The sequence below is a fragment of the Prauserella marina genome, from assembly GCF_002240355.1.
Classification (GTDB): domain Bacteria; phylum Actinomycetota; class Actinomycetes; order Mycobacteriales; family Pseudonocardiaceae; genus Prauserella_A; species Prauserella_A marina.
Genome location: NZ_CP016353.1, coordinates 5,686,397 through 5,712,440, shown reverse-complemented (window position 1 = coordinate 5,712,440; position 26,044 = coordinate 5,686,397). Strand labels below are relative to the sequence as shown.

Here is a 26,044-nt window from a genome sequence, read left to right as displayed (position 1 = left end):
GTCGCGTTAGGGGTGGAGTTGCGTATGAAGAAACATGTTCCGTGCTCTGCAACACGGTGCGGCACGCGCGAGGCCCGTGTCAAGGGGGCATCCGGCGTTCTGAAGAGATTGGAAAAACAAGGCCCCGCCTGCGGGGGAACCGGAAAGCGGACCGGGTTCGGCGGTTCGCCCAACCGGCCGAATCACCCGCCTGGATTCGGCGCGGAGTGAGCGTTACTCGGGGATGTGACCGAGCTGCCCTGACAGCTCGGCCGCCGCGTCCGACATCGGCCTCACGAGCTGACGGATGCGTTGCCGTGAAAGGCGATACGAGGGGCCGGACGCGCTGATGGCCGCGATGACGTCGCCCCCGCTGCCGAAAATCGGAACGGCCACGGCGTGCATTCCCAGTTCGAACTCCTCGAAGCAGGCGGCGTAGCCGTCCTCGACGATTCGGTCGAGTTCGGCGCCGAGTTCGTCGGGGGCCGTCGTCGTGCGAGGGGTGTACTCCTCAAGCCTGCGGTGTAACAGTTTGCGTCGCTCCGTCGTTTCCATGAAGGCCAGCAGCACTTTGCCGCTTGACGTCGCGTGTAGCGGAGTACGCCTTCCCGTCCAGTTCTGGGCGGTCACCGTTGCCGAGCCATATGCCTGACTGATGTTGATGGCCAGCCCGTCGTCGGCGACGGCGATGTTCACCGTTTCGCCGAGCGAATCGGCGAGTGACTGACAGGTGTGGTTGCCGAGCTTCGCGAGGTCCATCCTGCCGGTCGCCGCGCCCGCGAGCCGGACGATGCCGAAGCCGATCGCGTACTTGCCTCTCTCGCCGAGTTGTTCGACGAGTCCTCTCGCTTCGAGCGCGCCCACGAGTCTGGAAGCCGTCGACTTGTGCACTCCCAGTTCCTCGGCGATCTCCGTGATGCCTGCTTCCCCGTTGCGGGCAAGCAGTTCCAGCACGCTGATCGCGCGGTCCACGGACTGGACTGGGCTCGTGCCCCGTGTCTCGTCGGAGTTCCGCATGGCGCAACACTAACGGTTGGGCGCAAGTCCACTCGGCCGACCGGGCGACATCGCCGGAATTCGGGGGCCCGGAATCCTTGACGGACAACGGGATCTGCGCGGATTGTTGCGTATAGCGAGCGAAGCCTCGCAATACGCAACAAGTGAAAATCTCCCTCGCCGTACTCAGCTCTGGACTTTCCCGGAGGCACTGAATGATCCGAGTATGCGCAACCGCGGACCTCCCTGAGGGAGAAGCGATCCGCGTTCTCGCGCCGCACCCGATCGCCGTCTTCCACACCGAGGACGGCTACTACGCCATCGACGACACCTGCACACATCAGGATGCCTCGCTCGCCGACGGCTGGCTCGAAGGTTGTTTTGTCGAATGTCCGCTTCACGCGGCGGCTTTCGACGTCAGGACGGGCCAGCCGACGTGCCTTCCGGCCAAACGGCCGGTCGCGACCTACCCCGTGCTCCTCAGTGACGGCGTGCTCTACGTCGACAGTGGCATCCGCGAGGACGTCGCATGAGGACGGTGGCGATCGTCGGCACGTCGCTCGCCGGATTGCGGGCGGCTCAGCAACTGCGGGCCAAGGGATATTCGGGGCGGCTCGTGATGATCGGGGAGGAAATCCACCGGCCCTACGACCGGCCTCCGCTCTCGAAGGATTTCCTGCTCGGAAGGACTTCCCCGGCGGAACTCGCCCTCGGCGACGCCGAGGACCTGCTCGCGATCGCCGCGCGGTGGCGGCTGGGGACGCGCGCGGAGCGGCTCGACGTCGCGGCGGGCGAGGTCGTCCTCGGCGACGGGTCCAGGGTGGCCGCCGACGGAGTTGTCATCGCGACGGGCGCGACCCCGAGAGCGCTGCCTGGAGCCCGTCGGTTGCGTGGGGTGCACACGTTGCGTTCCATCGATGATGCCGTGGCATTGAGGGATGAACTGCGGTGTGATGCCGAGGTCGTCGTCGTCGGGGCCGGGTTCGTCGGCGCGGAGGTCGCTTCGAGCGCGAAAGCGCTCGGCTGTTCGGTCACGGTCGTCGAAGCGGCCCCGGTTCCACTTGCCGCCACGCTGGGTACTCGAATGGCAGCCGTCTGTGCGCGTCTGCACGCGGACAACGGGGTGCGGTTGCTCGCCGGAACCGGAGTCGCCTCGCTCGAATCGACCGGCGACCAGGTGACCGGTGTCCGGTTGACCGACGGCGGACTGTTGCGCGCGGATGTCGTCGTCGTCGGTATCGGCGCGGTACCCGCGACCGGCTGGCTCGCCGGATCGGGAATCGCGGGGGACGACGGGGTCACCTGCGACGCGGGTGGGGTCACCGGCATCCCCTCCGTCGTCGCGGTCGGCGACGTCGCGAACATTTCCTCAACCAGGAGTGAGCATTGGAGCGCGGCGAGTGAGCAACCCGGTGTCGCCGTGGGCAATCTGCTCGCCGGGGCCACAGTGGAGCACCATCGCAAGCCCCCGTACTTCTGGTCCGATCAATACGAAAAGCGCATTCAGTTCGTCGGAACGGCACAAGGGCACGACGAGGTGAGGCTGGTGGAAGGCGATCCGGAAGATCGGAAGTTCGTGGCGAGCTTTCACAAGGAGGGCACCATGATCGGCGCGCTGGGGATGTCCAGTCCGAAGCCGTTCACGGCGTTGCGCAAACGACTGGATCGCGCGGCGGCGATCGTCCAACTGGGCTAGTCCGCGCTCTTCAAAGCCGGGTCGCGAGCGCGAGCTGTGACATCAGTGCGAATATGTGCTCATGAAGGCACGCGTGCTGGTCGTCGACGACGACCCTGCTCTGGCTGAGATGCTGACCATCGTGTTGCGCGGCGAGGGGTTCGACACAGCCGTGGTGGCCGACGGCTCACGTGCGCTGCCCGCGCTGCGTGAACTGAAGCCCGACCTCGTGTTGCTCGACCTCATGTTGCCCGGCATGAACGGAATCGACGTCTGCAAGGCCATCAGGGCCGAATCGGGCGTACCGATCGTCATGCTGACGGCGAAGAGCGACACCGTCGACATCGTGCTCGGGCTCGAATCCGGCGCCGACGACTACGTCGTCAAGCCGTTCAAGCCGAAGGAACTCGTCGCGAGGGTGCGGGCCAGAATGCGCCGCACCGAGTCGGAGCCCGCCGAAAGCCTCACCATCGGCGACCTCGCCATCGACGTTCCGGGGCACGAGGTGACGAGGGAGGGCAAGGCGATCCCGCTGACCCCGCTTGAGTTCGACCTGCTCGTCGCGCTCGCGAGGAAACCGCGCCAGGTGTTCACTCGCGAGGTCCTGCTCGAACAGGTGTGGGGTTACCGGCACGCCGCGGACACCCGGCTGGTGAACGTCCATGTTCAGCGGCTGCGGTCCAAGGTGGAGCGGGATCCGGAGCACCCTGAGGTCGTGTTGACGGTGCGCGGCGTGGGCTACAAGGCCGGACCTCCATAATCGAGCCATGAGGAATCGGCTGACCAGGTTCGGCTGGTCAGCGGTCGCGCTGGCCCGCAGGACGGCGAGCTACGGCAGGCGCAAGGCCGTCGCGTTCGGCGAACTGTGGCGGCGCTCCGTGCAGTTCAGGGTGACGGTCTCCACCCTCGCGCTGTCGTCGGCCGTCGTGTTCGTGCTCGGTCTCGTCCTGCAGAACCAGATCATCGAGCGGCTCATGGACACCAAGGAGCGGGCCGCGTTCGCCCAGTTGCAGGTGGTTGTCCAGACCGCGGAGAACGAGCTGGTTGGTGACGCCGGCCAGGACGAGGCCCTGCGCAACCGGCTCGGCAACGCGCTCAAGAAGGTCACGAGCAGTTCGGTGGCTACCCAGGACGTCGAGTCCTCGGCGGCCGGTGCCTTCGAGCCGGTGCTCGCGGCAGGTGATCCCGACGAGTCGACGGCACACGCCATCTCGGCGGGCCCCTACGAGAAGGTGCCTGCCGGGCTGCGCAACTTCGTCCAGAACAACGCGCAGGCCAAGCAGATCCACACCATCGGATCGACCACGTATCTCGTGGTCGGCGCGCCGGTGACGACCACCACGAGGCCGCTCCAGCTCTATCTGCTCTTCCCGCTGACGACGGAGCAGAACACGGTCGCGACCGTGCAGAACACCCTGCTTGTCGGCGGGCTCGTGCTGTTGTTGCTGCTGGCCAGCATCAGCAACATGGTCACGAGGCAGGTCGTGCGCCCGGTCAGGAGGGCGGCGGCGGCAGCCGAACGCTTCGCGGAGGGCGAGCTGGATCGAAGACTCGACGTCGTCGGTGAGGACGATCTGGCAAAGCTCGCGCAGTCCTACAACGAGATGGCCGCGAGTATCCAGCGGCAGATCCGTCAGCTCGAAGAGTTCGGCCAGCTCCAGCGCAGGTTCACCTCCGATGTGTCGCACGAGTTGCGCACCCCGCTCACCACGGTGCGGATGGCCGCCGACGTGCTGCACGCTTCGCGGGAACAGTTCCCCGCCGGGCTCGCGCGCTCCACCGAACTGCTCGTCGACGAACTCGACCGGTTCGAGACCCTGCTTCGCGACCTGCTGGAGATCAGCAGGCTCGACGCGGGGGTCGAGGAACTGGCAGCCGAACTCATCGACGTGCGGCCGATCGCACGCAGAGCGGTCGAGCAGGTGAAGGTCCTCGCCGGTACCGCGGGGAGCGTCATCGAACTCGACCTTCCCGACGACGAGGTCACCGCCGAGGTCGACGCGAGGCGGGTCGAGCGGATCCTGCGCAACCTGCTCGCCAACGCCATCGACCACGGCGAGGGCAAGCCGGTTCTGCTCAGGCTCGCCGCGAGCGACAACGCGCTGGCGCTGACCGTGCGCGACTACGGCGTCGGCCTGCGGCCCGGCGAGGCCGAACTGGTGTTCAACCGGTTCTGGCGAGCCGACCCCTCGCGCAACAGGCGCACCGGCGGCACCGGGCTCGGGCTCGCCATCAGTCAGGAGGACGCTCGCCTCCACGGAGGACGGCTCGACGCCTGGGGCGCGGTCGAGGGCGGTTCGTGCTTCCGGCTGACGCTGCCGAGAAGCACGGGTGAGCCCATCGAGCACAGTCCGCTTCCGCTGCGTGACCTGCCCGCTCTTCCCGCCGGTGGCGGCGGAGGCACCGAGGAACCTGACGGCGCCGAGCCTCCCGAGAACGGCGAGGACCGGGACTCCGGCTCCGCCGACGGCGCGGTGAACGGGCAGACAGGGGCGGTTTCGGAACACGAGGAGGCCCGGTGAACCGACGTCGATACCGGGCAGCGGTGGCCACGCTCATCGCGGTGCTCGTGCTGAGCGGCTGCGCGGCCATCCCCACCGAATCGCAGCCGGAGGCGGTTCCGAGGGAGCGAACGGGGCAGCCGACGCAGGAGGTGCCCGAACCGGCGAGGGGACTCGATCCGCTTTCGGTCGTCAGGGAGTTCGTCAGGGCGAGCGCGGAGCCGACGAGTGATCACGCCGCCGCGAGGGCCTACCTCACCGGCGATTCCCGCAAGCAGTGGCGGCCGGATCAGACGCTGACCATCATCGAGGACCAGTTCGGCACCGTGTACGCGACGGGACGCGAACAATCGGCCGATTCGGCCGAACGCGTCGTCATGGTGAGGGCGACGAACGTGGGAAGGCTCGGGTCCGACAGCGCGTTCATCCCGGCCGACGACCAGGTGCTCGTCCCCGTGCGACTGCGGCTGCAACAGGACGGGCAATGGCGGATCATCGAGCCGCCGGACACCATCATGGTGACCGAGACCGACTTCAACGAGAGCTATTTCCGGGTTCCGGTCTACTTTTTCGCTTCCGATTCCACCGCGCTCGTACCCGATGTTCGTTACGTCGTGGCGAGGCCGCAGTCCGGGCTACCGGCGCGGGTGATGGATCTCCTGCTCGCCGGTCCCTCCAACGGGCTGACCGGTGCCGTGCGCAACCCGCTCGGCGACGCGGCGACGCTGGAGAGCAACGTGACGGGAGCCAACGACGGCGCCCTCGTCGTCCCACTGTCCGGAGTGGACGAAACGAGTGAGCAGGAACGGCGGCTCATGGTGGCCCAGGTCGTTCGCTCGCTGCAACACGTGACGACGAGCAGGATCCGGTTGCTCGCGGGAGGAACCGCGCTGACCCCGGGGCACATCGACTGGCTGCCGAGCGAGCTTCCCGCCTATGAGGCGGTTTCCTCGCCGAGTTCGGAACTGCCGGGACTGATGACGGCGGGAGGGCGGCTGGTCTCGCTCGGCAACGGTCAGGCCATCGAGGGTCCGGCCGGTACCGGCGCCTACAACGTGGAGAGCGCGGCGCAGTCGATCAACGGGCAGCAACTCGCCGTCGTCGAGCGGACAGGGGACGGGGCGCGGCTGCGCGTCGGCGATTACGGCGGAGAGGGCCAGCTCGTCGATCTCCCCGCGACCAGTCTGACGAGGCCGACCTGGCGTCCCGCGACGTCGAGCGACAAGAAGTCGGGTGAGCTGTGGACGGTCGCCGATGGCGATAAGGTGGTGCGTGTCCAGCGAACCCCAGAGGGAAAGTGGGCGCCGCAGTCGGTCAACGCCTCCGAGGTGCTTGCGGTCGGTCCCATCACCGGGTTGCGGCTGTCGAGAGACGGCGCGAGGGTCGCCATGATCGCCGGTGGGCAGCTCGTGGTCGCCTCGGTCGTCAGGGCGGCCGACTCCTCGTCCATCACCCTGCGGTCGCCGAGGATCTTGCAGCCGAGCAACCTCGTCGGCGTCGTCGACGTCGACTGGGTCAGCCAGGATACGTTGATCGTCGCGACGAGTTCCGATTCGATCCCGGTGGCGAGAGTCCCCGTCGACGGTCAGCGGCTCGACAAGTTCAACAGCTCCAACCTGACCCCGCCGATGAGGGCCATCACCGCGGCGCCGGGGCGGCCCATCATCGTCGCCGACGCGAGCGGGTTGTGGACGGCCAGCGACGTCGGCGACGTGTGGCGGCCGCACCAGATGACGAGACCGGACGCGGCGCCCTTCTACCCAGGCTGATCCGATCAGGGAAACTCGCTTTCCGGAAATTGTCGTAGGCGTGCGCGATGCTGTCCCGCGTGAACGGCAAGGGGGAAGCCGCGCGGGTACTCGGCGGTAAGGGGTTGGCAGGGTTGGTGACGGCGGCGCTCGATGTGCTCATGCCGGTTTTCTGCGCGGGATGCGGGCGGAGGGGCAGCGCGTGTTGCCCGAGGTGCGGGGCGGGACTGGCGGGTCATCGGCCGGCGACGCGAGCGTGGAGGGCGTACGCGCTCGCGGAACACGACGGCGCTGCTCGCAGGCTCGTGCTCGCGTACAAGGAAGGCGGCAGGCGGGATCTCGCGAGGCCGCTCGGCAGGGCGCTGGCCGACGCGGTTCCGTTCGTACCGCACGCGCGCGGTGACCCGGACGGCACCTGGTGGCTCGTCCCCGTCCCTTCGAGGAGGAGGGCCGCGAGGGCACGAGGCGGGCAGCACGTGCTGGCGCTGGCCAGGCAGTGCGCGGCGGGTCTCGCCGCGCGGGGCCACTCGGTCGCCGTCGCACCCGCGCTCGGGCTCGATCCGAGGACGAGGGACGCGGTGGGTCTCGATCGCACGCAGCGAGCGGCCAATCTCGCGGGCAGGGTTCGTTTCGTGAGGGAAGGCGCTCCGCCGGAAGGTACCCCGGTGGTGCTGCTCGACGACGTCATCACGACGGGGGCCACCGTCGCCGCGTGCGCGAGGGCACTCGATTCGGGCGGCATCGAGATGTCGGCCGCGCTCGCGCTGACGGTCGCCGGCACGCCGCGTTCGTGATCACGAGTGGTTCCTGGCAAGAGGAGCGGCGACGGCGCCGCATGGGGATCGAGAGGGGGAGCGAGGCAAAGATGGAGAATTTGTCACCCGTTCGCGCGAACGGGAACTGTCGCCTTGAGTCCGCACGTTGACCGGACATGAGCGAGTCCACTGTCACCGCAAGCGGAGCGCGCGAGCGTGGCGTGGGCCGGCCGGATGACAAGCGGCAGCGCTCATTGCTCCGAACGGGGGCTGGCAATTCACTTGTCACCGTGGGTTTATCGCGGATCGTGACGGTTATTCACGGTTCGACGTCCCCCGCTCCGGGGGCTGTTGCAACCACGGCAAGCGGGCTAACGTGCTCCGCTAACAGCAATCCCGGAACGCGGGGAGGTGAAAACCCCATGTCCCTGGCACCGGAGAAATGCTGAGTTCACGCCGATCGCGACGCGATACCTCGTGTCAGTTGTTTCTGTGTTCCCGGTGCCAGTCGTCCAGAAGGTAACTCGCAGCATTTCAGCGAGGGAGGTCGTGTATGGACATCGTCGTCAAGGGTCGCAACGTGGAGGTGCCCGAGCACTATCGGCTCCACGTCACCGAGAAATTGGGGCGGCTTGAGCGATACGACAAAAAGGTCATCCGCTACGAGGTGGAACTCTTCCACGAGCCAAACCGCAGGCAGGCCAAGAGCTGCCAGCGGGTCGAGATCACCGGCAAGGGCAAGGGCCCTGCCGTGCGCGCGGAAGCCTGTGCCGGCGACTTCTACGCAGCGCTCGACGCCGCGGTGGCCAAGCTGGAGAACCGGCTCCGCAGAATGCACGACCGGCGAAGGGTCCACTACGGGCGCCGTAGTCCGGAGTCGGTGGCGGAGGCGACATCCGTTGTCGAGGTGGCCGCGGGATCTCCGAACTCCAATGGTGGGCGACGGCCCGCCGCGAGCACGGCCGTTCTCGAAGCGCCCGCCGAACCGGTCGCGGTCGCCCAGAACGCCCATGCCGTCGAGGCAGAGGACATCGAACTTCCCTCACAACAGAATTGGGACGACGGAGCGACCGGTTACGAGCCGGGTCGCATCATGCGCGAGAAGCAACATTCCGCCGAACCCATGACCGTCGATCAGGCTCTCTACGAGATGGAGCTGGTCGGCCACAACTTCTACCTGTTCAACGATTCGGCGAGTGGCAAACCCAGCGTGGTCTATCGCAGAAAGGGTTTCGACTACGGTGTGATTAGGCTGGGCTGAGGCCCTCCTTTCGACGCGGATCGCGACGGCCCGTACACGACGATGTGCGGGCCGTCGCCATGTCCGAGAGAGGTCCTGCTTGACGCCGTGTGCACGCGGGCCTGCACATTCCCTACGATGGGGTGTGATGCGTGGTCCGCGGGGGCCGCGCGTGTCAAGCTGCCCAGTGCCTGCATGGGTGCTGCGACGACCACAAGACACAGCTAGCGAGGTCGACCCGGATGCTTCTGAACCGCCTGCTCCGTGCGGGTGAGGGCAAGATGGTGAAGCGGCTGCGCCGCATCGCGGATCACATCAACACCCTCGAAGACGACGTGAAAGACCTCTCCGACGGCGAGTTGCAGGCCAAGACCGACGAGTTCAGGAAGCGGCACGACAACGGCGAGTCGCTCGACGATCTGCTGCCGGAGGCCTTCGCCGTCGCGAGGGAGGCCGGCAAGCGGGTGCTCGGCCAGCGGCACTTCGACGTCCAGCTGATGGGTGGTGCCGCACTGCACCTCGGCCAGGTCGCGGAAATGAAGACCGGTGAGGGCAAGACCCTCACGTCGGTGCTTCCCGCCTACCTCAACGCCATCTCCGGCAAGGGTGTGCACCTGGTCACGGTCAACGACTACCTGGCGAAGCGCGACGCCGAGTGGATGGGCAGGATCCACCAGTTCCTCGGCCTCGAAGTCGGCGTCATCCTTTCCGACATGACGCCGCCCGACCGGCGCGCCGCCTACAACGCCGACATCACCTACGGCACGAACAACGAGTTCGGGTTCGACTACCTGCGCGACAACATGGCGCGTTCGCTCGACGACTGTGTGCAGCGCGGGCACAACTTCGCCATCGTCGACGAGGTGGACTCGATCCTCATCGACGAGGCGAGGACGCCGCTGATCATCTCCGGTCCCGCCGACCAGTCGTCGCGGTGGTACACGGAGTTCGCGAGGCTCGCCCCGCTGATGCGCCGCGACGTCGAGTACGAGGTCGACGAGCGCAAGCGCGCGGTCGGTGTCACCGAGAAGGGCGTCGAGCTGATCGAGGACCAGCTCGGCATCAGCAACCTCTACGAGGCGGCCAACACGCCGCTCGTCGGCTACCTCAACAACGCGCTGAAGGCCAAAGAGCTTTACCGCAAAGACAAGGAGTACATCGTCCGCAACGGCGAGGTGCTCATCGTCGACGAGTTCACCGGCCGCATCCTCGCGGGCCGCCGCTTCAACGAGGGCATGCACCAGGCCATCGAGGCGAAGGAACGCGTCGAGATCAAGGCCGAGAACCAGACGCTTGCCACGATCACCCTGCAGAACTTCTTCCGCCTCTACGACAAGCTGGCCGGGATGACCGGTACCGCGGAGACAGAGGCCGCGGAATTCCACCAGACCTACAAGCTCGGCGTCGTGCCCATCCCGACCAACAGGGACATGGTGCGTGCCGACAAGTCCGACCTGATTTACAAGTCGGAGGCCGCGAAGTTCGAGGCCGTCGCCGAGGACATCGCGGAGCGGCACGAGAACGGCCAGCCGGTGCTGGTCGGCACCACCAGCGTCGAGAAGTCGGACTACCTCTCGAAGCTGTTGCGCAAGGCGAACGTTCCGCACGAGGTGCTCAACGCGAAGCACCACGAGCGGGAGGCTTCGATCATTTCCCAGGCCGGTCAGCGCGGTGGCGTCACGATCGCGACCAACATGGCCGGTCGCGGTACCGACATCGTGCTCGGTGGTGGCGATGCCGACCTCGGTGGCGACCCGGTGCACGATCAGGCGCACAGGGTCGCGCTGCGCGAAGCGGAGAAGTCCGCCCGCGCCGCGGCCGAAAAGGAGGCCGGCCCTGTCGCCGGGCAGGCAGCCGAGCGGTTCCTCGACGAGGTCGGCTCGCTGCTCAAGCACACGCTCCGTGCCGCCGACGACGTCGCCGTCCAGCAGGCGCAGGCCCGCAGGGCAGGCAGCAACGCGGGGGTCGCGCCGTCGTACTACGAGAACAGGGACTCGCGGTACAAGCAGGTCGCCGAGGTCGCGCACAAGTCGATCGTCGAGACGCTGACCGCCCATCGGATCGATCGCAGGATCACCACCGAGATCGCGGACAGCGCTTCGGACGCCGCGGGCAGGACCATCAAGGAAGTCGCGGAGAGCAAGGACAGGGGCAAGAAGGGCACGGACGATCGCGAGAGCAAGCTCGGCTCAGCCGTGCGCGACCTCGTGCACGACTCCGTCCACGAATACCTTTTCAACGAGGCGTTCGGCAGGCTGCGGGACCAGCTCTACGACGAGGGCGCCTATCGCAAGGCCTACGACGCCGAGTACGAGCGGGCGGGCGCCTCGCGCAAGGAAGTCAGCGAGCTGGGTGGCCTGTACGTCATCGGTACCGAGCGGCACGAGTCGCGAAGGATCGACAACCAGCTCCGAGGCCGGTCGGGCAGGCAGGGCGACCCCGGTGAGTCGCGCTTCTACCTCTCGCTCGGTGACGACCTGATGCGCCGCTTCAACGCGGCCATGGTCGAGCGGGTCATGACCACCATGCGGTTGCCCGACGACGTGCCGATCGAGCACAAGATGGTCAGCAGGGCCATCAAGAGTGCTCAGACGCAGGTCGAGCAGCAGAACATGGAGATCCGCAAGAACGTCCTCAAGTACGACGAGGTCATGAACGAACAGCGCAAGGTGATCTACGCCGAGCGCCGCAGGGTGCTTGAGGGCGAGGACCTTCGCGACCAGGTCGAGCACATGATCCGCGATGTCGTCACCGCCTACGTCGACGGCGCCACCGCCGAGGGTTACGCGGAGGACTGGGACCACGAGAAGCTGTGGACGGCCCTCAAGACGCTGTACCCGGTGGGTATCACGTGGGAGGAGATCGCCGAGGAGGACGACGACCTCGACGGTGACCGGCTGCGGGAGATCCTGCTCGACGACGCGTCCAAGGCCTACGACAAGCGCGAGGCCGAGATCGACGCCAAGGTCGGCGAAGGCATGATGCGGCAGCTCGAACGCAGCGTCATGCTGGAGGTCCTCGACCGCAAGTGGCGCGAACACCTCTACGAGATGGACTACCTCAAGGAGGGCATCGGCCTCAGGGCCATGGCGCAGCGCGATCCGCTCATCGAGTACCAGCGCGAGGGCTTTGACATGTTCAACGCCATGCTGGACTCGTTGCGGGAGGAGGCGGTCGGCTTCCTGTTCAACCTCCAGGTGGAGCGCTCCGAGCCGCAGCAGCAGGCGCAGCAACCCGCTGCCTCGGCAGTGCCTACCTCGAACGGGCAGCAGGCGGCCGCGTCGGGCAAACACGCGCAGCCCGTTCCCGACCAGCCCGCGCCGGAGCGGAAGGATGCGGTGCCTTCGGCGTTGCGGGGCAAGGGACTCGGCGGTGACGCGCCACGGGCGCTGACGTACTCGGGTCCCTCCGAGGACGGCAGTGTCCAGTCGCGCGGAAACGGCTCCGGCTCCGACGACGACAAGCAGGGCGGCTCCGCCGGTGCCGGCGGCGCCTCGCGCAGGGAGCGCAGGGCGGCGGCTCGCCAGGAGGCCAAGAAGAACAAGAAGGGCGCGCGCAACTAGGCCGTGTCTGACAAGCGACGAAAGGCCCACGTACGCGATGTACGTGGGCCTTTCGCATGCTCGGTCTTCGACGTGTCCGGCCCGAGTGCGGATCTCGCGTGCCCGAGTGCGGATCTCGACGTCCTGGACGCGGATCTCGGCGTCCTGAGTGGGGGACTCGCGGGGGCTTGTTCGGCTACCGGGCGGGGTGGTGGACGATCTACGAGGATCCGCTACGCCGCTGGGAGGACTGATGCGCGCCGGAGAGTTGTCCTCGGCAGAACGGCAAGTATGGGAGGCGTTCTCTCGCGGCGAGGCGGTGGACTTGCGGACCGGCGATTCCGAACTGGACGCACCGGATCGCGATTCGGCCTGGGGACCGGACCGGACGGTTCGCGCCCGTGTTCTCACCGATCTGCTGCTCGGCCGTGGTGAAGCCGAACCCGGCCACGTGGCGAGGCTGGCGCTGGCCGGTGCCCGCATCGAAGGCCGGTTGGACCTCGGCGACGCCGAGATCACCGTTCCCGTCGCGCTGACCGAGTGCCGCTTCGACGATGGCGTCACCATCGCCAACGCGAGGGCGCGCCGGTGGGACTTCTCGGGATCGTGGCTGGCTTCGCTCGACGCCACACAGGCCCACATCGACGGTGACCTGCTTCTTCGCCGGAGCCGGATACCAGGCGGGGTCCGGCTCGCGGGGGCAAGACTCGTGGGCATGTTGCTGCTCAACCATGCCTGGCTCGGCGAATCCGGCGGGTATGCGCTGCACGCGGCTCGTCTGGTGATCGACCACAGCATCTACTGTGTCCGCTTCCGCGCCGACGGCGGACTGTACCTTGCGGGAGCACGCGTGGGCGGTGGCGTGCATTGTCCAGGGGCTCGACTGTCCAATCGCGACGGTGATGCGCTTGAGATCAGCAGGGCGACCATCGACGACGACCTCAATCTCACCGAGGGATTCCAGCTCGACGGGTTTCTGCGACTGGTCCAAACCCATGTCAGGGGTCAGATCGACATGTCGGGCGCCCAGTTGAACAACCTGGCAGGTCCCGCGCTCATCGCCGACAACCTGACCGTCGACCAGAGCTTCTATGCCGCGAACCTGGTCGCCGATGCCGAATTGCGCTTGCTGGGCGCGCACGTCGCAGGCGATTTCGTGCTGTCGGGGGCGCGGTTGCGCAATCCCGGCGGGCAGGTGCTCGACGGCGGCAGCCTTGTGGTCGATCGCGGAATGCGGTGCGGACCCGGCTTCGTCGCCGAGGGCGAGCTTCGCCTTGTCGGCTCCAAGGTGGGCGTGCTCGATCTGTGTGCGGCCGAGCCGGTTTCCCTCAGCGTCGATCTGCGGCACGCCCAGCTCGGGATCCTGCGCCACGACCCGCCTGCCGCGGCGCTCACGATGCGGCTGGACGGGCTCACCTATGACACGCTGGATCCGTTGCTGAGCGTGCCGGACCGGCTGACGTGGCTTGCCGGTCAACCGGATGGCTATCGTCCGCTGCCCTACGAACAACTCGCCGGAACCTACCGGCGGCTCGGGCACGACGCCGATGCGCGCAAGGTCCTTCTGGCGAAACAACGCCGCCGCCGCGCTGCCTCGTCGTTCCCGGCAAGGGCGTGGGGAGTGTTGCAAGACTGGACGGTCGGCTACGGCTACCTTCCCGGCAGGGCCGCGCTCTGGTTGCTCGCCCTGCTCACCGTCGGCACGATCCTGTTCTGGCTGCAACCACCCCTGCGCGTCCAGGCCGGTACCGGTTTCAACGCGCTGGTCTACACCCTCGACGTACTGCTGCCGGTGGTGAGGCTCGGCCAGGCGACGGCGTTCACTCCCGCCGGGTCCGGTTTGCAATGGTGCGGCTACCTGCTTACCGCCGCGGGCTGGGTTCTCGCGACGACGGTCGTCGCCGGTATCACCAGGACATTGACGCGGCACTGACCGGGCATTCGCTACGAGCGGTTGTCACCGGGTTCCAGCACGGTGAACGACGTGCATCGCCAGCCGGACCTTCCTCGCTCGAAGCGGGCGGTGATCGCGAGCGTGCGGGTGGCGGCGGCCGCGATCCCGCACGCTTCCACCGCGTTGTCCGAAGGGCGAGTCGCATGCACCCTGTTCAGGGTGTACCGAGGGCCTCCGGTGCGGGCGCTCGCCTTGATGCGCTGTTCGAGCGCGGGGGCGAGCCATGGTCTGAGCTGGTCGGCGGGCCGGTGGCCGGTGTGGGCTTCGAGCAGCGCGGTAACCACCGTTCTCAGCTCCTCGTGCCGCGGTAGCCACGTCGGCGTCGCCCTCCGCTGTAGCGGGATGTCGTCGAAGAGGTCGTCGAGCGTGAGCTGTCTCGCCGGTCCCGTACCCAGCGCACCCGGCTGTCGCGCCGGTTCGTAGGCGACGAGTGGCAGCAGTCCTTCGCGGGTCGCGGTGTCCATCTGTTTCCCCCTGTGTCTTCGGAAGCCGAGCCTCTACTGAGAACAGAGGGCGCGAAGCGGCGTGCTGACCCACAAAACGCCCGAGTTGGTGAAAAGGGGTCGAATGCGCTCGTCGGCGATGTCGATGCGCTATGCCCTTCGCCCGTAGGCTGTCGGTGTGTTCAGGGGAATCGTGCTCGACTACGCGGGTGTGCTGACCGATCCGGATGCCGGTGAGCTGTTCGCAGCCCTGGATGTCGCGCGGGACAACGGAATTCGCACCGCCTTGCTGTCCAATGCGGCCGGAGGGGGGCAGGCGCGGCGCAGGCTCGCCGCGTGGTTCGACGTGCTCGTCTTCTCCGGCGAGGCAGGGGTGGCCAAGCCGGAAGCCGAGGTGTACCGGCTCACCGCGGATCAGCTCGGTCTTTCCGTGGCGACCTGTGTTTTCGTCGACGATTCCGCTCGCAATGTCGACGGCGCCGTCGCCGCGGGCATGGTGGGCATCCGGCACAGTTCGGTGCCGGAAACGCTCGCCGAACTGACCGCGCTCTTCCCCGTGCTGGAGAACAAGGCCGGGGGCCGGTCCGCGTGACCGGGACCGAGCCATGTGGACATCGGCGTGGTGTCAGGCGAGTCCTCTGCGGACCAGTTCGAAGCACAGGACGGCCGCGGCCGCCGAGACGTTGAGCGATTCGACGTCGCCGGGCATGGGGATCGACACCCAGCTTTCGACCAGCTCCGCGACGTCGGCACCGACGCCGTCGGTCTCGCCGCCGAGCACGAAGGCCGCGCGGGAGGGCAGTTCGAGGTCGAAGAGGGTGCCCTGGCTCCCGGAACCCAGCGCGTAGACCGAGTAGCCGGATTCGGTGAGCTGTTCGACGGCGTCTCGCGCGGTCGCGCAGCGCAGCACGGGAGCACGGAACGCGACCCCGGCCGATGCCTTGACCACGAGCGGGTCGAGTGCGGCGACCCCGCGCCGTGGCACGACGATGCCGGGGATTCCGGCGGCCGTCGCGCTGCGGAGGATCATGCCCACGTTCGCCGACGTGGTGATGCCGTCGAGAACGAGCACCCTCGCGGGAGGTCGCTTGGCGGCGAGTGCGGCGGCGAGCGGGCGCATCCTCGGCGCCACGACGTCGGCGAGGACACCCTGATCCTGCTTGCCGTTGCCCGCGAGCACCTTGACCCTGTGCGCGCTGGCGCGCTGCACGGGCACGCCTGCCGACCGCGCGGCGCGTTCGATCTCGGCGACCGACGACCCACGCGCGACGTCGGCAAGAATCACTTTGTCGACATTCAGCTCGGGATCGGTCAGCGCTTCCAGTACGGGTTTGCGGCCGTATACGGTCAGGAAGCGGTCCTTGGGGGAAACCGCGGAGTCGTCAGCCACGACTCAGAGTCTGGCATCCGTTCGCGAGCGGGCCGAGCCCGGCAGGCGTGGACAGGGCGAACCCGGTGAGGCACCATGTTCGCACTTCGCGAGACGGTCTCGTCAGCGAGGTCGCGTGGGATCGGCGGGAGGAAGCGGCAATGAGCAGCGTCACGGTTCCGTCCTTCTCCGGAATCGAGCGGTCGTGAGCCCGCTGTCGCCCCGGCTCGCCGCGATCGTCGACGCCCTTCCGCTCCGGCCCGGCATGCGAGTACTGGAAATCGGCGGTGCGCCTGGCACGGCGGCGAAGGCCGTCGCGCACCGGATCGGCGGAGGGCACGTTCTCGTGATCGACCGCTCCGCGAAGGGAGCGGCCCTGGTCGAGCGCAACGCCGCCGCCGAGATCGAAGCCGGGTTGCTCGGCGTTCGTTGCGCGGCCGCGGAGGAGTTCCGGCTGCGGACCGGCGAGGCACCCTTCGACCTCGCCTTCGCCGTGCGGGTCGGCGCGCTGGACGGGCGCCATCCCGAGGCGGGCACGATCGTGAGACAGCGGATCGCCGCCGCGCTCGTGCCAGGAGGGCGGCTGTTCGTCTACGGCGGGGATCCGCTGCGGGAAGTCCGCCTGCCGTGACGGCGGCGCCGTCAGCGTCCGCGCTGGCCGGTCGTGCCGAGCGCCACCAGTTCGGCGAGGTGGTGTTCCTTTCGCTGGTCCGGCGACCGGGTCCCTCGTTCGGTCGGAATCGCGGGGGCCATCTTCGGTCGATGAGGTTGGCATCGATACAGGTAGAGCCGGTGTCTCTGGCAGTATCACGGCATGGTCGACCGTCTCTCCGCGCTGGACGCCTCGTTCCTGTATGTGGAGGAACCGGCCACACCCATGCACGTCGGCGGTGTGGCCGTCTTCGACCGGCCTCGGGACGGCTTCGACTACGCCAAGTTGCTCAGCCTGGTGAGCCATCGGCTCGGGTACCTGCCGCGATACCGGCAGCGGGTGCTGCCCGTTCCCGGACATCTCGCGAGACCCGTATGGGTGGACGATGTCGACTTCGACCTCAATTACCACGTTCGCAGGTCGGCGCTTCCCGAGCCGGGTACGGAAGAGACGCTGTTCGAACTCGTCTCAAGGCTCATGGCGCGCCCGCTCGACAGGGAACGGCCGTTGTGGGAGATCTACTTCATCGAGGGACTCGCCGACGGCAAGGTCGCGCTCGTCACCAAGACCCACGAGGCGCTCGTGGACGGCAGCGGCACCGTCGATCTCGGTCAGCTCATTCTGGACAGCTCGCCGTACGAAAGGGAGCCGGGCCAGGACAACTGGACACCGCGAAGGCCACCGAGCCGCCCTCAACTCGTGCTCGACGCGGTCGGTGAGGCCGTTCAACGGCCAACGGCGCTGGTGGAGAGCGCGATGACCGCGGCGAGAGACGTGGTCGCGACGGCGGAGAAGACGGTGGGGGCGATCGGCGGCGCGGCCTCCGCCCTGCGCTCACTCGTGAGTCCTTCGCCGTCCGGCCCACTGAACAGGCACGTGTCCGGCGGCAGGGTGTTCACGGGCCTTCGCACGAGCCTCGACGACTACCGGGCGATCAGGGCGAAGTACGGCTGCACGGTCAATGACGCCGTTTTCGCCGTGCTCACCGGCGCGCTGAGGGCGTGGCTTGCCTCGCGGGAGCTGACTCTGAATCCCTCCTCCACCATCCGCGCGCTCGTGCCGCTCGCGGTCCTCGATCCCGACACCGCGGAGTTTTCCCCCGCCGGTCTCGTCAACAACAGGGTGAAGCCCTACCTTGTCGAGCTTCCCGTCGGCGAACCGAACCCGGTGCTGCGGCTGCAACACATCGGGCACGCGATGGTGGCCAGCCTCGACGACGAGCGAACCGTCGCCGCGCGCGCCATGCTCAAGGTCGGCGGTTTCGCTCCGGCCACCATGCATTCGCTCGCGGCCCGCGCCGCGAGTTCGTTCTCGGGGCGGATCTTCAACGTGTTGATCGCCAACTCGCCCGGTCCGCAACAACCGCTTTACGCGGGATCGGCACGGATGGCCGCGATCTATCCGGTCATGCCGTTGTTGCGTAACCAGGCGCTCGCAATAGGGATCACCTCGTATCACGGTGGCGTCTACTTCGGACTGAACGGCGATCGCAAGGCGCTGTTCGATGTGGACGTTCTCGCCGGGATGATCGAGGAATCCCTTGAGGAACTGAAAGGGACGAACTGGTGAGGGTCTATCTTCCTGCCACGATCGGAATTCTGCGGCAACTGGTGGAAAAGGGAGAGTACCTGCCGCCGACCGCGACGGCGTTCGCGCTCACTCCCGCGCTCCGCGAGTCCTACACCAGCGGTTCGACGGAGGAACTCGAATACGCGGCACTGCTCGACGCGGCGAGGGCATCGCTGCGGTTGATCGCGATCGCGCAGGAGCCCAGCTCCACCGACGCGAAGGAACCGCCAAGGAGGGTCGTGATCTCGGCCGATATCGACCGGGTGGCTTTGCGTCCCGATCTCGACTACGCGGTGGTCAAGGTGACAGGGCCCATCGGGCTGGAGGACGTCGCCGCTGTCCACGTCGACGCGTCGGAGGCGGAACCGGCCGTGCTGGCCGCCGCCGCGGTCATCGACGCGGCCGACCTCGGCGATCCCGACGCGGAATTCACCCTCGGTGACGTCGAAGACCACGAACTGGCCTGGTATGCCCCTCAGGAACTGCCCTTCTTGCTCGATCTCATGTGACCATGGGGTAGCCCGGAGTGGCCGACGTTCGGGAGGCGATTCTGACCATGGACGCAGTGACATCCGTACCGGTACCGAGTAACGAGCCCGTGCGCGGCTACGCGCCAGGCAGCGCGGAGCGCGCTTCGCTGCAACACAGGCTGACCGAGCTGGCCTCGGAGAAACCCGAGCTGACCCAGACGATCGGCGGCCGGAAGGCGCTCGCGGGCGGCGCGCGGTTCGACGTGGTGCAGCCGCACGAGCACGCTCGCGCGCTGGGCGTGTGCGGGCAGGCGACCGAGGAGGACGTGGCTCGCGCCGTCACCGAGGCCAAGGCAGCGGCGCCCGGGTGGAGCGAGCTGCCCTTCGACGAGAGGGCAGCCGTCTTCCTCAAGGCCGCTGACCTGCTGGCAGGGCCCTACCGCGACACGATCAACGCGGCGACGATGCTCGGCCAGTCGAAGTCGGTGCAGCAAGCCGAAATCGACGCGGCCTGTGAGCTGATCGATTTCCTGCGGTTCAACGTGTCCTATGCGCGCAGGATCCTCGCCGAACAGCCCAATTCCGTCCCCGGTGTGTGGAACAGGATGGACTACCGTCCGCTCGACGGGTTCGTCGTCGCCATCACGCCGTTCAACTTCACCGCCATCGCGGGCAACCTGCCGAGTGCTCCCGCGCTCATGGGCAACACGGTGATCTGGAAACCGACGCCGACGCAGCAGCTCGCCGCGCACTACACGATGCGGGTTTTCGAGGAGGCCGGCCTTCCTCCCGGCGTGATCAACATGGTCACCGGAGACGGAAAGGCGGTCAGCGGGGTGGCGCTCGCCGATCGCGGCTTCGGCGGCCTGCACTTCACCGGATCCACCGCGACGTTCAAGACGTTGTGGCGCACCATTGGCGCCAACCTCGACAGCTACGCGGCCTACCCGCGCATCGTCGGCGAGACGGGCGGCAAGGACTTCGTCGTAGCGCACCCTTCCGCCGACAAGGACAAACTGGCCGCCGCGCTGGTGAGGGGCGCGTTCGAATACCAGGGGCAGAAGTGCTCGGCCGCGTCCCGGGCCTACGTGCCGAGGTCCCTGTGGGACAACGGGCTCAGGGAACGACTGGCCGACCTCACCGCGACCGTGAAGTACGGAGACATCACCGACTTCTCGTTGTTCGGCGGCGCGGTGATCGACGCGAGGGCGCTCGCGAAACACCGCCTGCTGCTGTCCGGCGTCGAGGCCGATCCAGGATTGGAACTGCTGGTCGGCGGCGGGTACGACGACAGCGTCGGTTACTTCGTCGAGCCGACGGTGCTGCTCGGTGACGATCCCGCGCACTCCGTGTTCTCCACCGAGTACTTCGGTCCGATCCTCGCCGTGCACGTCTATCCCGACGCCGACTACGAACGCATCCTGCACGTCGTCGACACGAGCGCGCCCTACGCCCTCACCGGTGCCGTCTTCGCCACCGAGCGCTCCGCCATCGAGCAGGCACACAGTGCGCTGCGCTTCGCGGCAGGCAACTTCTACGTCAACGACAAGCCCACCGGTTCGATCGTCGGTCAGCAGCCGTTCGGCGGTGCGCGGGCTTCCGGCACCAACGACAAGGCGGGTTCGCTGTTCAACATCATGCGCTGGACGAGTCCCCGGTCGATCAAGGAGACCTTCGACGCGCCGACCCACATCGGCTACCCGCACATGGGCTGAGCCGCCGCACGAAAAAGCGCCCCCGGTTCGCGAACATCGCGAACCGGGGGCGCTTTTTCGTCCCTGCTGACCGGGATCAGAAGGCAGGCATCTCGCCGACCTGGTCGGCGGGCGGAGCCTCGACCTCGACCTCGGTGCCCCAGTCGCTGTAGGTCATCTCCATCTTGCTCTCGCTCTGCGGAGCGCCGGCGGCCTCCATGATGGCGCCCATGTCCATGGTCACCTTGAGCGGCAGGTTTTCCTCGTTCAGCCACAGCTCCATGGGCAGCGTGCCGACCTGGTCCGCGAGCTGCTGGGCCTGCTCGGGGGTCATGCCGCTGCTGCTGCCCATCTCGTCGGCGATCTTGGCGAAGTCGAGGTCGATCTTGTAGTGCGTGGCCTTCTGGCCGTCGATCGTCGTTTCCTCGCTGCCCGTGATCTCACCGGCTTCCTGGATGTACTCCAGGGTCTTGGTGGGGTCGCTCTGCTGCGCGATCTGGTCGAACTGCTCGCCCTGGGCGCCGGCGCTCTCGGCGTCGATCTTCGCCCATTCCTTGCCGCCCATCTGCGCGGCGGCCTCCGGCGGCACCTTCATGTACATGGTCATGTCGACGAACCGGATCTCGATGGACTGGCCCATCATCTCCATGTTCATCGACATGGCGGTGTTTTCACCGTCGTAACGACCCACACCGTTGGCCTTGATCTCCATGCCGGCGGCGCTCATCGTCATCTCGTACTTCGACGTCTTGGCCGCTTCGGTCTGCGCGGAGGCGGCCTTGACCAGCTCCTGCGGGTTGTCGAAGAAGTTGCCCGATCCACCCGAAGCGTTGTTGCCGCCGTCGCCCCCACAGGCACTGAGGGCGAAGACCAGTGCAAACCCACTGGCCGCCAAGGCTGTCTTGCGCATGGAATCCCCTTGATTTGGTGTCGTAACTGGTGTCAACCGCACGAATGAGACGTCCGATCACCTGTCAGGGTTCCATGGGCCTGCGCGAAGCCTTCACGTGGCTTTGATATCGGACTGTTCGCAATCGCCTTTTCGCAGTTCAGCGAGGTGGCTGTCAGTTCATCGGTATTCTCTCGTAACGGTCGGTGACGACGAGGAAACTCAGCCTTCCATTCCCGCGCGCGAGGCGAGCAGCCTGCGCAGGGACACCAACCTGCCCGGTTTCGCGTCGCCACGCGTGACGACGTCGTCGAGCGAGCAATCGGGGTCCTCGGGTGGCCCGAGATGCCCGCAGCCGGAAGGGCATTCCTCCGCGGCCTCCGCGAACTCGGGAAAAGCGGACACGATGTCGTCGGCCGTGATGTGAGCGAGCCCGAAGGAACGGACCCCTGGGGTGTCGACGACCCAGCCGCTGCCCGGCAGTGGCAGCGCGACCGCCGCGACGGAGGTGTGCCGTCCCTTGCCGACGGAGCTGACCCTTCCCGTCGCGAGGTCGGCGTCGGGAAGGAGTTTGTTGACGAGCGTCGACTTGCCGACTCCGGAATGCCCGACGAGCGCCGACACCCGGCCCTTGAGCCGGTCGAGCAGCCCTCCTGGCTGCTTGTCGTAGCGGGTGACGACGGCGGGAACGGCGAGGTCGGCGTAGGAGGCGAGCAGCTCGGCCGGATCGGCGAGATCCGCCTTGGTCAGGCACAACACCGGTTCGAGTCCGCCCGCGTAGCAGGCGACGAGGCAGCGGTCGATGAACCCGGTGCGAGGTTCGGGGTCGGCGAGCGAGGTCACGATGAGCAACTGCTCCGCGTTGGCGACGACGATGCGCTCGTAGGGGTCGGTGTCGTCGGCGGTCCTTCGCAGCACGCTCGACCGTTCCTCGACCCTGACGATCCTCGCCAGCGTGTCCGGTTTGCCGCTGACGTCGCCGACGAGGCCGACGTTGTCGCCGACGACGACGGGAGTCCTGCCCAGTTCACGGGCCCTCATCGCGGTGACCACCCTGCCGGGGTCACCCTCGGCAGCGCAGGTCCACCTTCCCCTGTCGACCCCGGTCACCATCGCGGGCGTTGCGTCGGCGTGAGCCGGACGGCGTTTGCTGCGCGGCCGGGTTCCTTTTCCCGGTCTGACCCGGACATCGCTCTCGTCGAGTTCGCGCCAGTCGCTGCGGGCCAAACGGTCACTTCCTCCAGTCGTGGACAGGGCAGGTCATAGAGTGCGTCCGGGAACCATCGCGTATCGGCTGCGCGGCGCCCATCCGGCGCCTCGCGGCGTTGTCGTCGGTCACCATGACGCCGTCATGGCTCCCTCCGAGCGCGGCACCGCCTTGCGACGCATCCGGATGGAACACCGCTCGCACGGAGGACGATTCCCGGACGCACTCGTAGATGATCCCCCATCGTGCTCGCCAAGGCCCGGCAACCGTGCCACGATGGCGCTCAAGGGCCGGAAGAACAGGGAGGCCAAGCCATGTGCGGTCGTTATGCCGCCACAAAGAACCCGGCGGCGTTGATGGCGGAATTCGACGCCGTCGACGGTACGGAGGGGCACGCGCCCAACGCCGATTACAACGTGGCGCCGACCAAGAACGTGGTGACGGTCGTCGAAAGGCACCCTCGCGACGCCGAAGGCAACGTGCTCGACGAGGAACCCGCCGTGCGCAGCCTGCGGGTCATGCGGTGGGGGCTCGTGCCGTTCTGGGCGAAGGACCCCGGCGTCGGCAGCAGGATGATCAACACCAGGGCGGAGACGGCGAAGGAGAAGCCAGCCTTCCGCAAGGCTCTCTCCCGCACCCGCTGCCTCATTCCCGCCGACGGCTGGTTCGAGTGGAAGGCAGCCGAGGGCGGCGACAACAAAGGCAAGAAGGCGCCGAAGGAACCGTTCTACATGACGACGAGGGACGGTTCGTCGCTCGCGTTCGCCGGTATCTGGGAGACGTGGCGCGACCCGAACGCCGAAGACGGCGCGCCTCCGCTCGTCACCTGCTCCGTGATCACGACCGACGCGATCGGCCAGCTCACCGACGTGCACAACCGGATGCCGCTGGTCATGGCGAAGGCCAACTGGGAGCAGTGGCTCGATCCCGATCGCAAGGACGTCGCCGACCTGCTCACCCCGCGCGGCGTCGACTGGGCCGACGCGCTGGAGCTTCGCCCGGTGTCGACAAGGGTCAACAGTGTGCGCAACAACGGTCCTGAACTGGTCGAGAAGGCCGAGAAGCCAGCCCCTGACCTCGACGGAGTCAACACAGCGCTGTTCGACGTGCCGAACCGATGACGAGCAGGGAGATCGAGACCCCGCACGGGCCCGCACGGGCCGAGCTGCACTGCGCTGAGGAAGGCACGGCGGGGTTGCTGCTCGGGCACGGGGCAGGCGGTGGAATCGATGCCCCTGACCTCGTCGCCGTCACAAGGGCCGCGAAGGCGGCCGGAGTGCACGTCGCGCTGGTCGAGCAGCCTTACCGGGTCGCGGGAAGGCGCGCTCCGGCACCGGCCAAGCAACTGGACGCGGCGTGGCTCGCCGTCGCCGAAGAACTGGCAGCGACCTGGTTCGACGGGGTGCCGATCGTCTTCGGCGGCAGGTCGTCGGGGGCCAGGGTCGCTTGCCGGACCGCCGCGAGCGGGCAGGCCGCAGCGGTGTTGTGTCTCGCGTTTCCCGTTCACCCTCCCGGCAAACCGGAGAAGACGAGACAGCCCGAGCTCGACGCCGTGGAGGTGCCCGCGCTCGTCGTGCAGGGCGAACGTGACCCGTTCGGCAAGCCGGAGCCCTCCGCGCATCACGAAGTGGTGTTCCTCGCCGGAGACCACAGCCTCAAAGCCGACCTCGAAGGAGTGTCGAGGGCGGCGGCCGACTGGCTCGGCAGGGTACTGCGGCCCCACGCGAGCTGAGCTGTTCTACGGCTGACCGGCGATGGGCGCGACGATCGCGCTGGTCAGCGCGATCAGGTCGGTCGGCGCGATCTCGATTTCGAGCCCCCTGCGTCCGGCGGAGCACAGTACGGTGCCGAAATCGCGCACCGACTCGTCGATGACGACAGGGAGCCTGCCTCGCTGCCCGAGCGGGGAGATACCGCCGAGTACGTATCCGGTCGCGCGCTGGGCGGCCGTTTTGTCGGCGAGCTTTGCCTTCTTGCCGCCCGCGGCCGAGGCCAGTGCCTTGAGGTCGAGCTGACCGGTGACCGGAACGACACCGACGGTGAGTTTGCCGTCGACGTCGGCCACGAGAGTCTTGAAGACCTGGGCCGGTTCGACCCCGAGCGCTTCGGCCGCCTCGGTGCCATACGATTCCGCTCGCGGATCGTGATCGTATGAATGCAGAGTGTGTTCGATTTTATTCTTGCTCAGCAAAGCCGTCGCCGGCGTACCCTTACCCGCCACGAGGTGATGTTAACCAGTGGAATTCGTCGCCGGTTGTCTGTGTTACACCCGATGTGCCGATCACACTGACCAGAACCGGGAACCGTCGCCGCGTATCCTTGGAAGCGTCATACGCGCAGTTGGTGGCTACGGAAGGGAACGGTTTGCCGAGCACGCAGAACCAGGCGGAGGCGCAGCCCGAGCCCGCGGTCGTCGAGCCGGAGCAGGAGCGGGCCGAGCGTTTCGAACGCGACGCCATGCCGCTGCTGGACCAGCTCTACTCCGCCGCGTTGCGCATGACCCGCAACCCGGCCGACGCGGAAGACCTGGTGCAGGAAACCTATCTGAAGGCATACGCGGCGTTCGCCTCCTTCAAAAAGGGCACGAACCTCAAAGCCTGGATGTACCGGATCCTCACCAACACCTACATCAATGGTTACCGCAAGCGGCAGCGGCAGCCGATTCAACAGCCGACAGAGGAAATCACGGACTGGCAGATCGCCCAGGCCGAGAGCCACACGTCGAGCGGACTTCGCTCGGCGGAGGTCGAGGCAATGGACAGCCTCCCCGACGCCGACGTGAAGAGCGCCTTGCAGCAGTTGCCGGAGGAGTTCCGGCTCGCCGTGTACCTTGCCGACGTCGAAGGCTTCGCTTACAAGGAAATCGCCGAGATCATGGATACACCCATCGGCACAGTGATGTCGCGCCTGCACAGGGGGCGTAGTCAGCTTCGTGGTCTTCTCGCCGATGTCGCGAGGGAGCGGGGGTTCCTCCGGTCCACGCAGGAGGTGGCCGGACGATGACCGCGCACGAAAGCCACGAGCGCTCCGATTCCGAGCAGGTCCACTGTGACCAGGCGCTCGCCGAGATCTTCGTCCTGCTCGACCGCGAGTGCAGCCCTGAGCGGGACGCGGAGCTGCGCAAGCACATCGAGGATTGCCCTCCGTGCCTTGAGGAATACGGGATCGATGAGCAGATCAAGCAGTTGCTCGCCCGCAAATGTGGTGGTGACCATGCTCCGGCCGAGCTGAAAAGCAGGCTGAGGGCTTCGATAAGGCAGACCGTCGCACACCGCGGCGGGGTGAGCGTCACCGAGACCGAGCTGACGGTCGAGCAGGTCAGCGAGCCAAGAGACGTGCCGTGACGATACGGCGGTGAAGA

The 26,044-nt window shown here is 67.3% G+C and carries 23 protein-coding genes and 1 pseudogene; 18 read left to right on the top strand and 6 right to left on the bottom strand.

From position 1 onward, the window contains the following. Nucleotides 1-213 precede the first annotated feature (213 nt). Nucleotides 214-996 carry an IclR family transcriptional regulator gene (locus BAY61_RS26350; protein WP_091809327.1) on the bottom strand — a complete coding sequence of 261 codons (783 nt, stop codon included), beginning with the start codon at nt 994-996 and terminating at the stop codon, nt 214-216. 194 nt (nt 997-1,190) lie between these two features. Here BAY61_RS26350 and BAY61_RS26345 point away from each other — a divergent pair, with 194 nt between their 5' ends. The 9 genes and pseudogenes from BAY61_RS26345 (at nt 1,191) to BAY61_RS26305 (ending at nt 14,369) form a co-directional block, all read left to right on the top strand. Next, a complete protein-coding gene (locus BAY61_RS26345) occupies nt 1,191-1,508 on the top strand; it encodes a bifunctional 3-phenylpropionate/cinnamic acid dioxygenase ferredoxin subunit (RefSeq protein ID WP_091809329.1) in 318 nt (105 codons plus the stop codon). Beyond that, on the top strand, nt 1,505-2,671 hold the full coding sequence (locus BAY61_RS26340) for an NAD(P)/FAD-dependent oxidoreductase (protein ID WP_091809331.1): 1,167 nt from the start codon (nt 1,505-1,507) through the stop codon (nt 2,669-2,671). The genes BAY61_RS26345 and BAY61_RS26340 overlap by 4 nt, the downstream gene beginning before the upstream one ends. Nucleotides 2,672-2,732: 61 nt before the next feature. Further along, a complete protein-coding gene (gene mtrA / locus BAY61_RS26335) occupies nt 2,733-3,410 on the top strand; it encodes an MtrAB system response regulator MtrA (protein WP_091809332.1) in 678 nt (225 codons plus the stop codon). Nucleotides 3,411-3,417: 7 nt separating this feature from the next. Further along, nucleotides 3,418-5,172 carry an MtrAB system histidine kinase MtrB gene (gene mtrB, locus BAY61_RS26330; RefSeq protein WP_091809334.1) on the top strand — a complete coding sequence of 585 codons (1,755 nt, stop codon included), beginning with the start codon at nt 3,418-3,420 and terminating at the stop codon, nt 5,170-5,172. Beyond that, on the top strand, nt 5,169-6,920 hold the full coding sequence (locus BAY61_RS26325) for an LpqB family beta-propeller domain-containing protein (protein WP_091809336.1): 1,752 nt from the start codon (nt 5,169-5,171) through the stop codon (nt 6,918-6,920). The genes mtrB and BAY61_RS26325 overlap by 4 nt, the downstream gene beginning before the upstream one ends. Nucleotides 6,921-6,979: 59 nt before the next feature. Beyond that, nucleotides 6,980-7,693: a ComF family protein gene (locus BAY61_RS26320; RefSeq protein WP_420848857.1), complete on the top strand. Its 714-nt coding sequence runs from the start codon at nt 6,980-6,982 to the stop codon at nt 7,691-7,693. Nucleotides 7,694-8,207: 514 nt separating this feature from the next. After that, nucleotides 8,208-8,915, top strand: a complete 708-nt coding sequence (gene hpf, locus BAY61_RS26315; protein WP_091809338.1) for a ribosome hibernation-promoting factor, HPF/YfiA family — start codon at nt 8,208-8,210, stop codon at nt 8,913-8,915. Between the two features lie 221 nt (nt 8,916-9,136). Then, nucleotides 9,137-12,169: pseudogene (gene secA, locus BAY61_RS26310) on the top strand (preprotein translocase subunit SecA); the annotation flags it as partial. A 520-nt stretch (nt 12,170-12,689) separates the two neighbouring features. Then, nucleotides 12,690-14,369, top strand: a complete 1,680-nt coding sequence (locus BAY61_RS26305) for a hypothetical protein (RefSeq protein WP_091809341.1) — start codon at nt 12,690-12,692, stop codon at nt 14,367-14,369. An 11-nt stretch (nt 14,370-14,380) separates the two neighbouring features. Here BAY61_RS26305 and BAY61_RS26300 read toward each other — a convergent pair whose 3' ends face one another. Further along, nucleotides 14,381-14,854: an Rv3235 family protein gene (locus BAY61_RS26300; protein WP_091809343.1), complete on the bottom strand. Its 474-nt coding sequence runs from the start codon at nt 14,852-14,854 to the stop codon at nt 14,381-14,383. A 157-nt stretch (nt 14,855-15,011) separates the two neighbouring features. Between BAY61_RS26300 and BAY61_RS26295 the strand changes: the two genes are divergently transcribed. Continuing rightward, on the top strand, nt 15,012-15,425 hold the full coding sequence (locus BAY61_RS26295) for an HAD-IA family hydrolase (protein ID WP_091809344.1): 414 nt from the start codon (nt 15,012-15,014) through the stop codon (nt 15,423-15,425). A 33-nt stretch (nt 15,426-15,458) separates the two neighbouring features. On the opposite strand, the gene BAY61_RS26290 is transcribed toward BAY61_RS26295, so the two are convergent. Next, entirely contained in the window at nt 15,459-16,223 is a 765-nt protein-coding gene (locus BAY61_RS26290; RefSeq protein WP_091809345.1) for a TrmH family RNA methyltransferase, read from the bottom strand. A gap of 184 nt (nt 16,224-16,407) precedes the next feature. On the opposite strand from BAY61_RS26290, the gene BAY61_RS26285 reads away from it, so the two are divergent. From BAY61_RS26285 to pruA, 4 genes are all read left to right on the top strand, one after another. Beyond that, on the top strand, nt 16,408-16,833 hold the full coding sequence (locus BAY61_RS26285) for an SAM-dependent methyltransferase (RefSeq protein WP_091809346.1): 426 nt from the start codon (nt 16,408-16,410) through the stop codon (nt 16,831-16,833). A gap of 183 nt (nt 16,834-17,016) precedes the next feature. Continuing rightward, nucleotides 17,017-18,423, top strand: a complete 1,407-nt coding sequence (locus tag BAY61_RS26280) for a WS/DGAT/MGAT family O-acyltransferase (protein WP_091809347.1) — start codon at nt 17,017-17,019, stop codon at nt 18,421-18,423. Then, a complete protein-coding gene (locus BAY61_RS26275; protein WP_091809348.1) occupies nt 18,420-18,932 on the top strand; it encodes a DUF6912 family protein in 513 nt (170 codons plus the stop codon). The genes BAY61_RS26280 and BAY61_RS26275 overlap by 4 nt, the downstream gene beginning before the upstream one ends. Before the next feature lie 47 nt (nt 18,933-18,979). Further along, nucleotides 18,980-20,608 carry an L-glutamate gamma-semialdehyde dehydrogenase gene (gene pruA / locus BAY61_RS26270; protein WP_091809486.1) on the top strand — a complete coding sequence of 543 codons (1,629 nt, stop codon included), beginning with the start codon at nt 18,980-18,982 and terminating at the stop codon, nt 20,606-20,608. A 76-nt stretch (nt 20,609-20,684) separates the two neighbouring features. Here the strand turns inward: pruA and BAY61_RS26265 are convergent, their stop codons facing one another. Both BAY61_RS26265 and rsgA read right to left on the bottom strand, forming a co-directional pair. Next, nucleotides 20,685-21,497: an SCO4651 family lipoprotein gene (locus tag BAY61_RS26265; RefSeq protein WP_091809349.1), complete on the bottom strand. Its 813-nt coding sequence runs from the start codon at nt 21,495-21,497 to the stop codon at nt 20,685-20,687. 201 nt (nt 21,498-21,698) lie between these two features. Next, on the bottom strand, nt 21,699-22,703 hold the full coding sequence (gene rsgA / locus BAY61_RS26260) for a ribosome small subunit-dependent GTPase A (protein WP_091809350.1): 1,005 nt from the start codon (nt 22,701-22,703) through the stop codon (nt 21,699-21,701). A gap of 294 nt (nt 22,704-22,997) precedes the next feature. Between rsgA and BAY61_RS26255 the strand changes: the two genes are divergently transcribed. Together BAY61_RS26255 and BAY61_RS26250 are read left to right on the top strand one after the other, a co-directional pair. Then, complete coding sequence (locus tag BAY61_RS26255; protein WP_091809351.1) at nt 22,998-23,804, top strand: SOS response-associated peptidase; 807 nt, start codon at nt 22,998-23,000, stop codon at nt 23,802-23,804. After that, nucleotides 23,801-24,415 carry an alpha/beta hydrolase family protein gene (locus tag BAY61_RS26250; protein WP_091809352.1) on the top strand — a complete coding sequence of 205 codons (615 nt, stop codon included), beginning with the start codon at nt 23,801-23,803 and terminating at the stop codon, nt 24,413-24,415. The genes BAY61_RS26255 and BAY61_RS26250 overlap by 4 nt, the downstream gene beginning before the upstream one ends. Nucleotides 24,416-24,421: 6 nt before the next feature. Here BAY61_RS26250 and ybaK read toward each other — a convergent pair whose 3' ends face one another. Next, a complete protein-coding gene (ybaK, locus tag BAY61_RS26245; protein WP_091809353.1) occupies nt 24,422-24,904 on the bottom strand; it encodes a Cys-tRNA(Pro) deacylase in 483 nt (160 codons plus the stop codon). Between the two features lie 143 nt (nt 24,905-25,047). On the opposite strand from ybaK, the gene BAY61_RS26240 reads away from it, so the two are divergent. Together BAY61_RS26240 and rsrA are read left to right on the top strand one after the other, a co-directional pair. Further along, nucleotides 25,048-25,686 (top strand): sigma-70 family RNA polymerase sigma factor, encoded by a 639-nt coding sequence (locus tag BAY61_RS26240; RefSeq protein ID WP_091809354.1) that lies wholly within the window; start codon nt 25,048-25,050, stop codon nt 25,684-25,686. After that, nucleotides 25,683-26,027 (top strand): mycothiol system anti-sigma-R factor, encoded by a 345-nt coding sequence (rsrA, locus tag BAY61_RS26235; RefSeq protein WP_091809355.1) that lies wholly within the window; start codon nt 25,683-25,685, stop codon nt 26,025-26,027. The genes BAY61_RS26240 and rsrA overlap by 4 nt, the downstream gene beginning before the upstream one ends. The last annotated feature ends 17 nt before the right edge of the window (nt 26,028-26,044 follow it).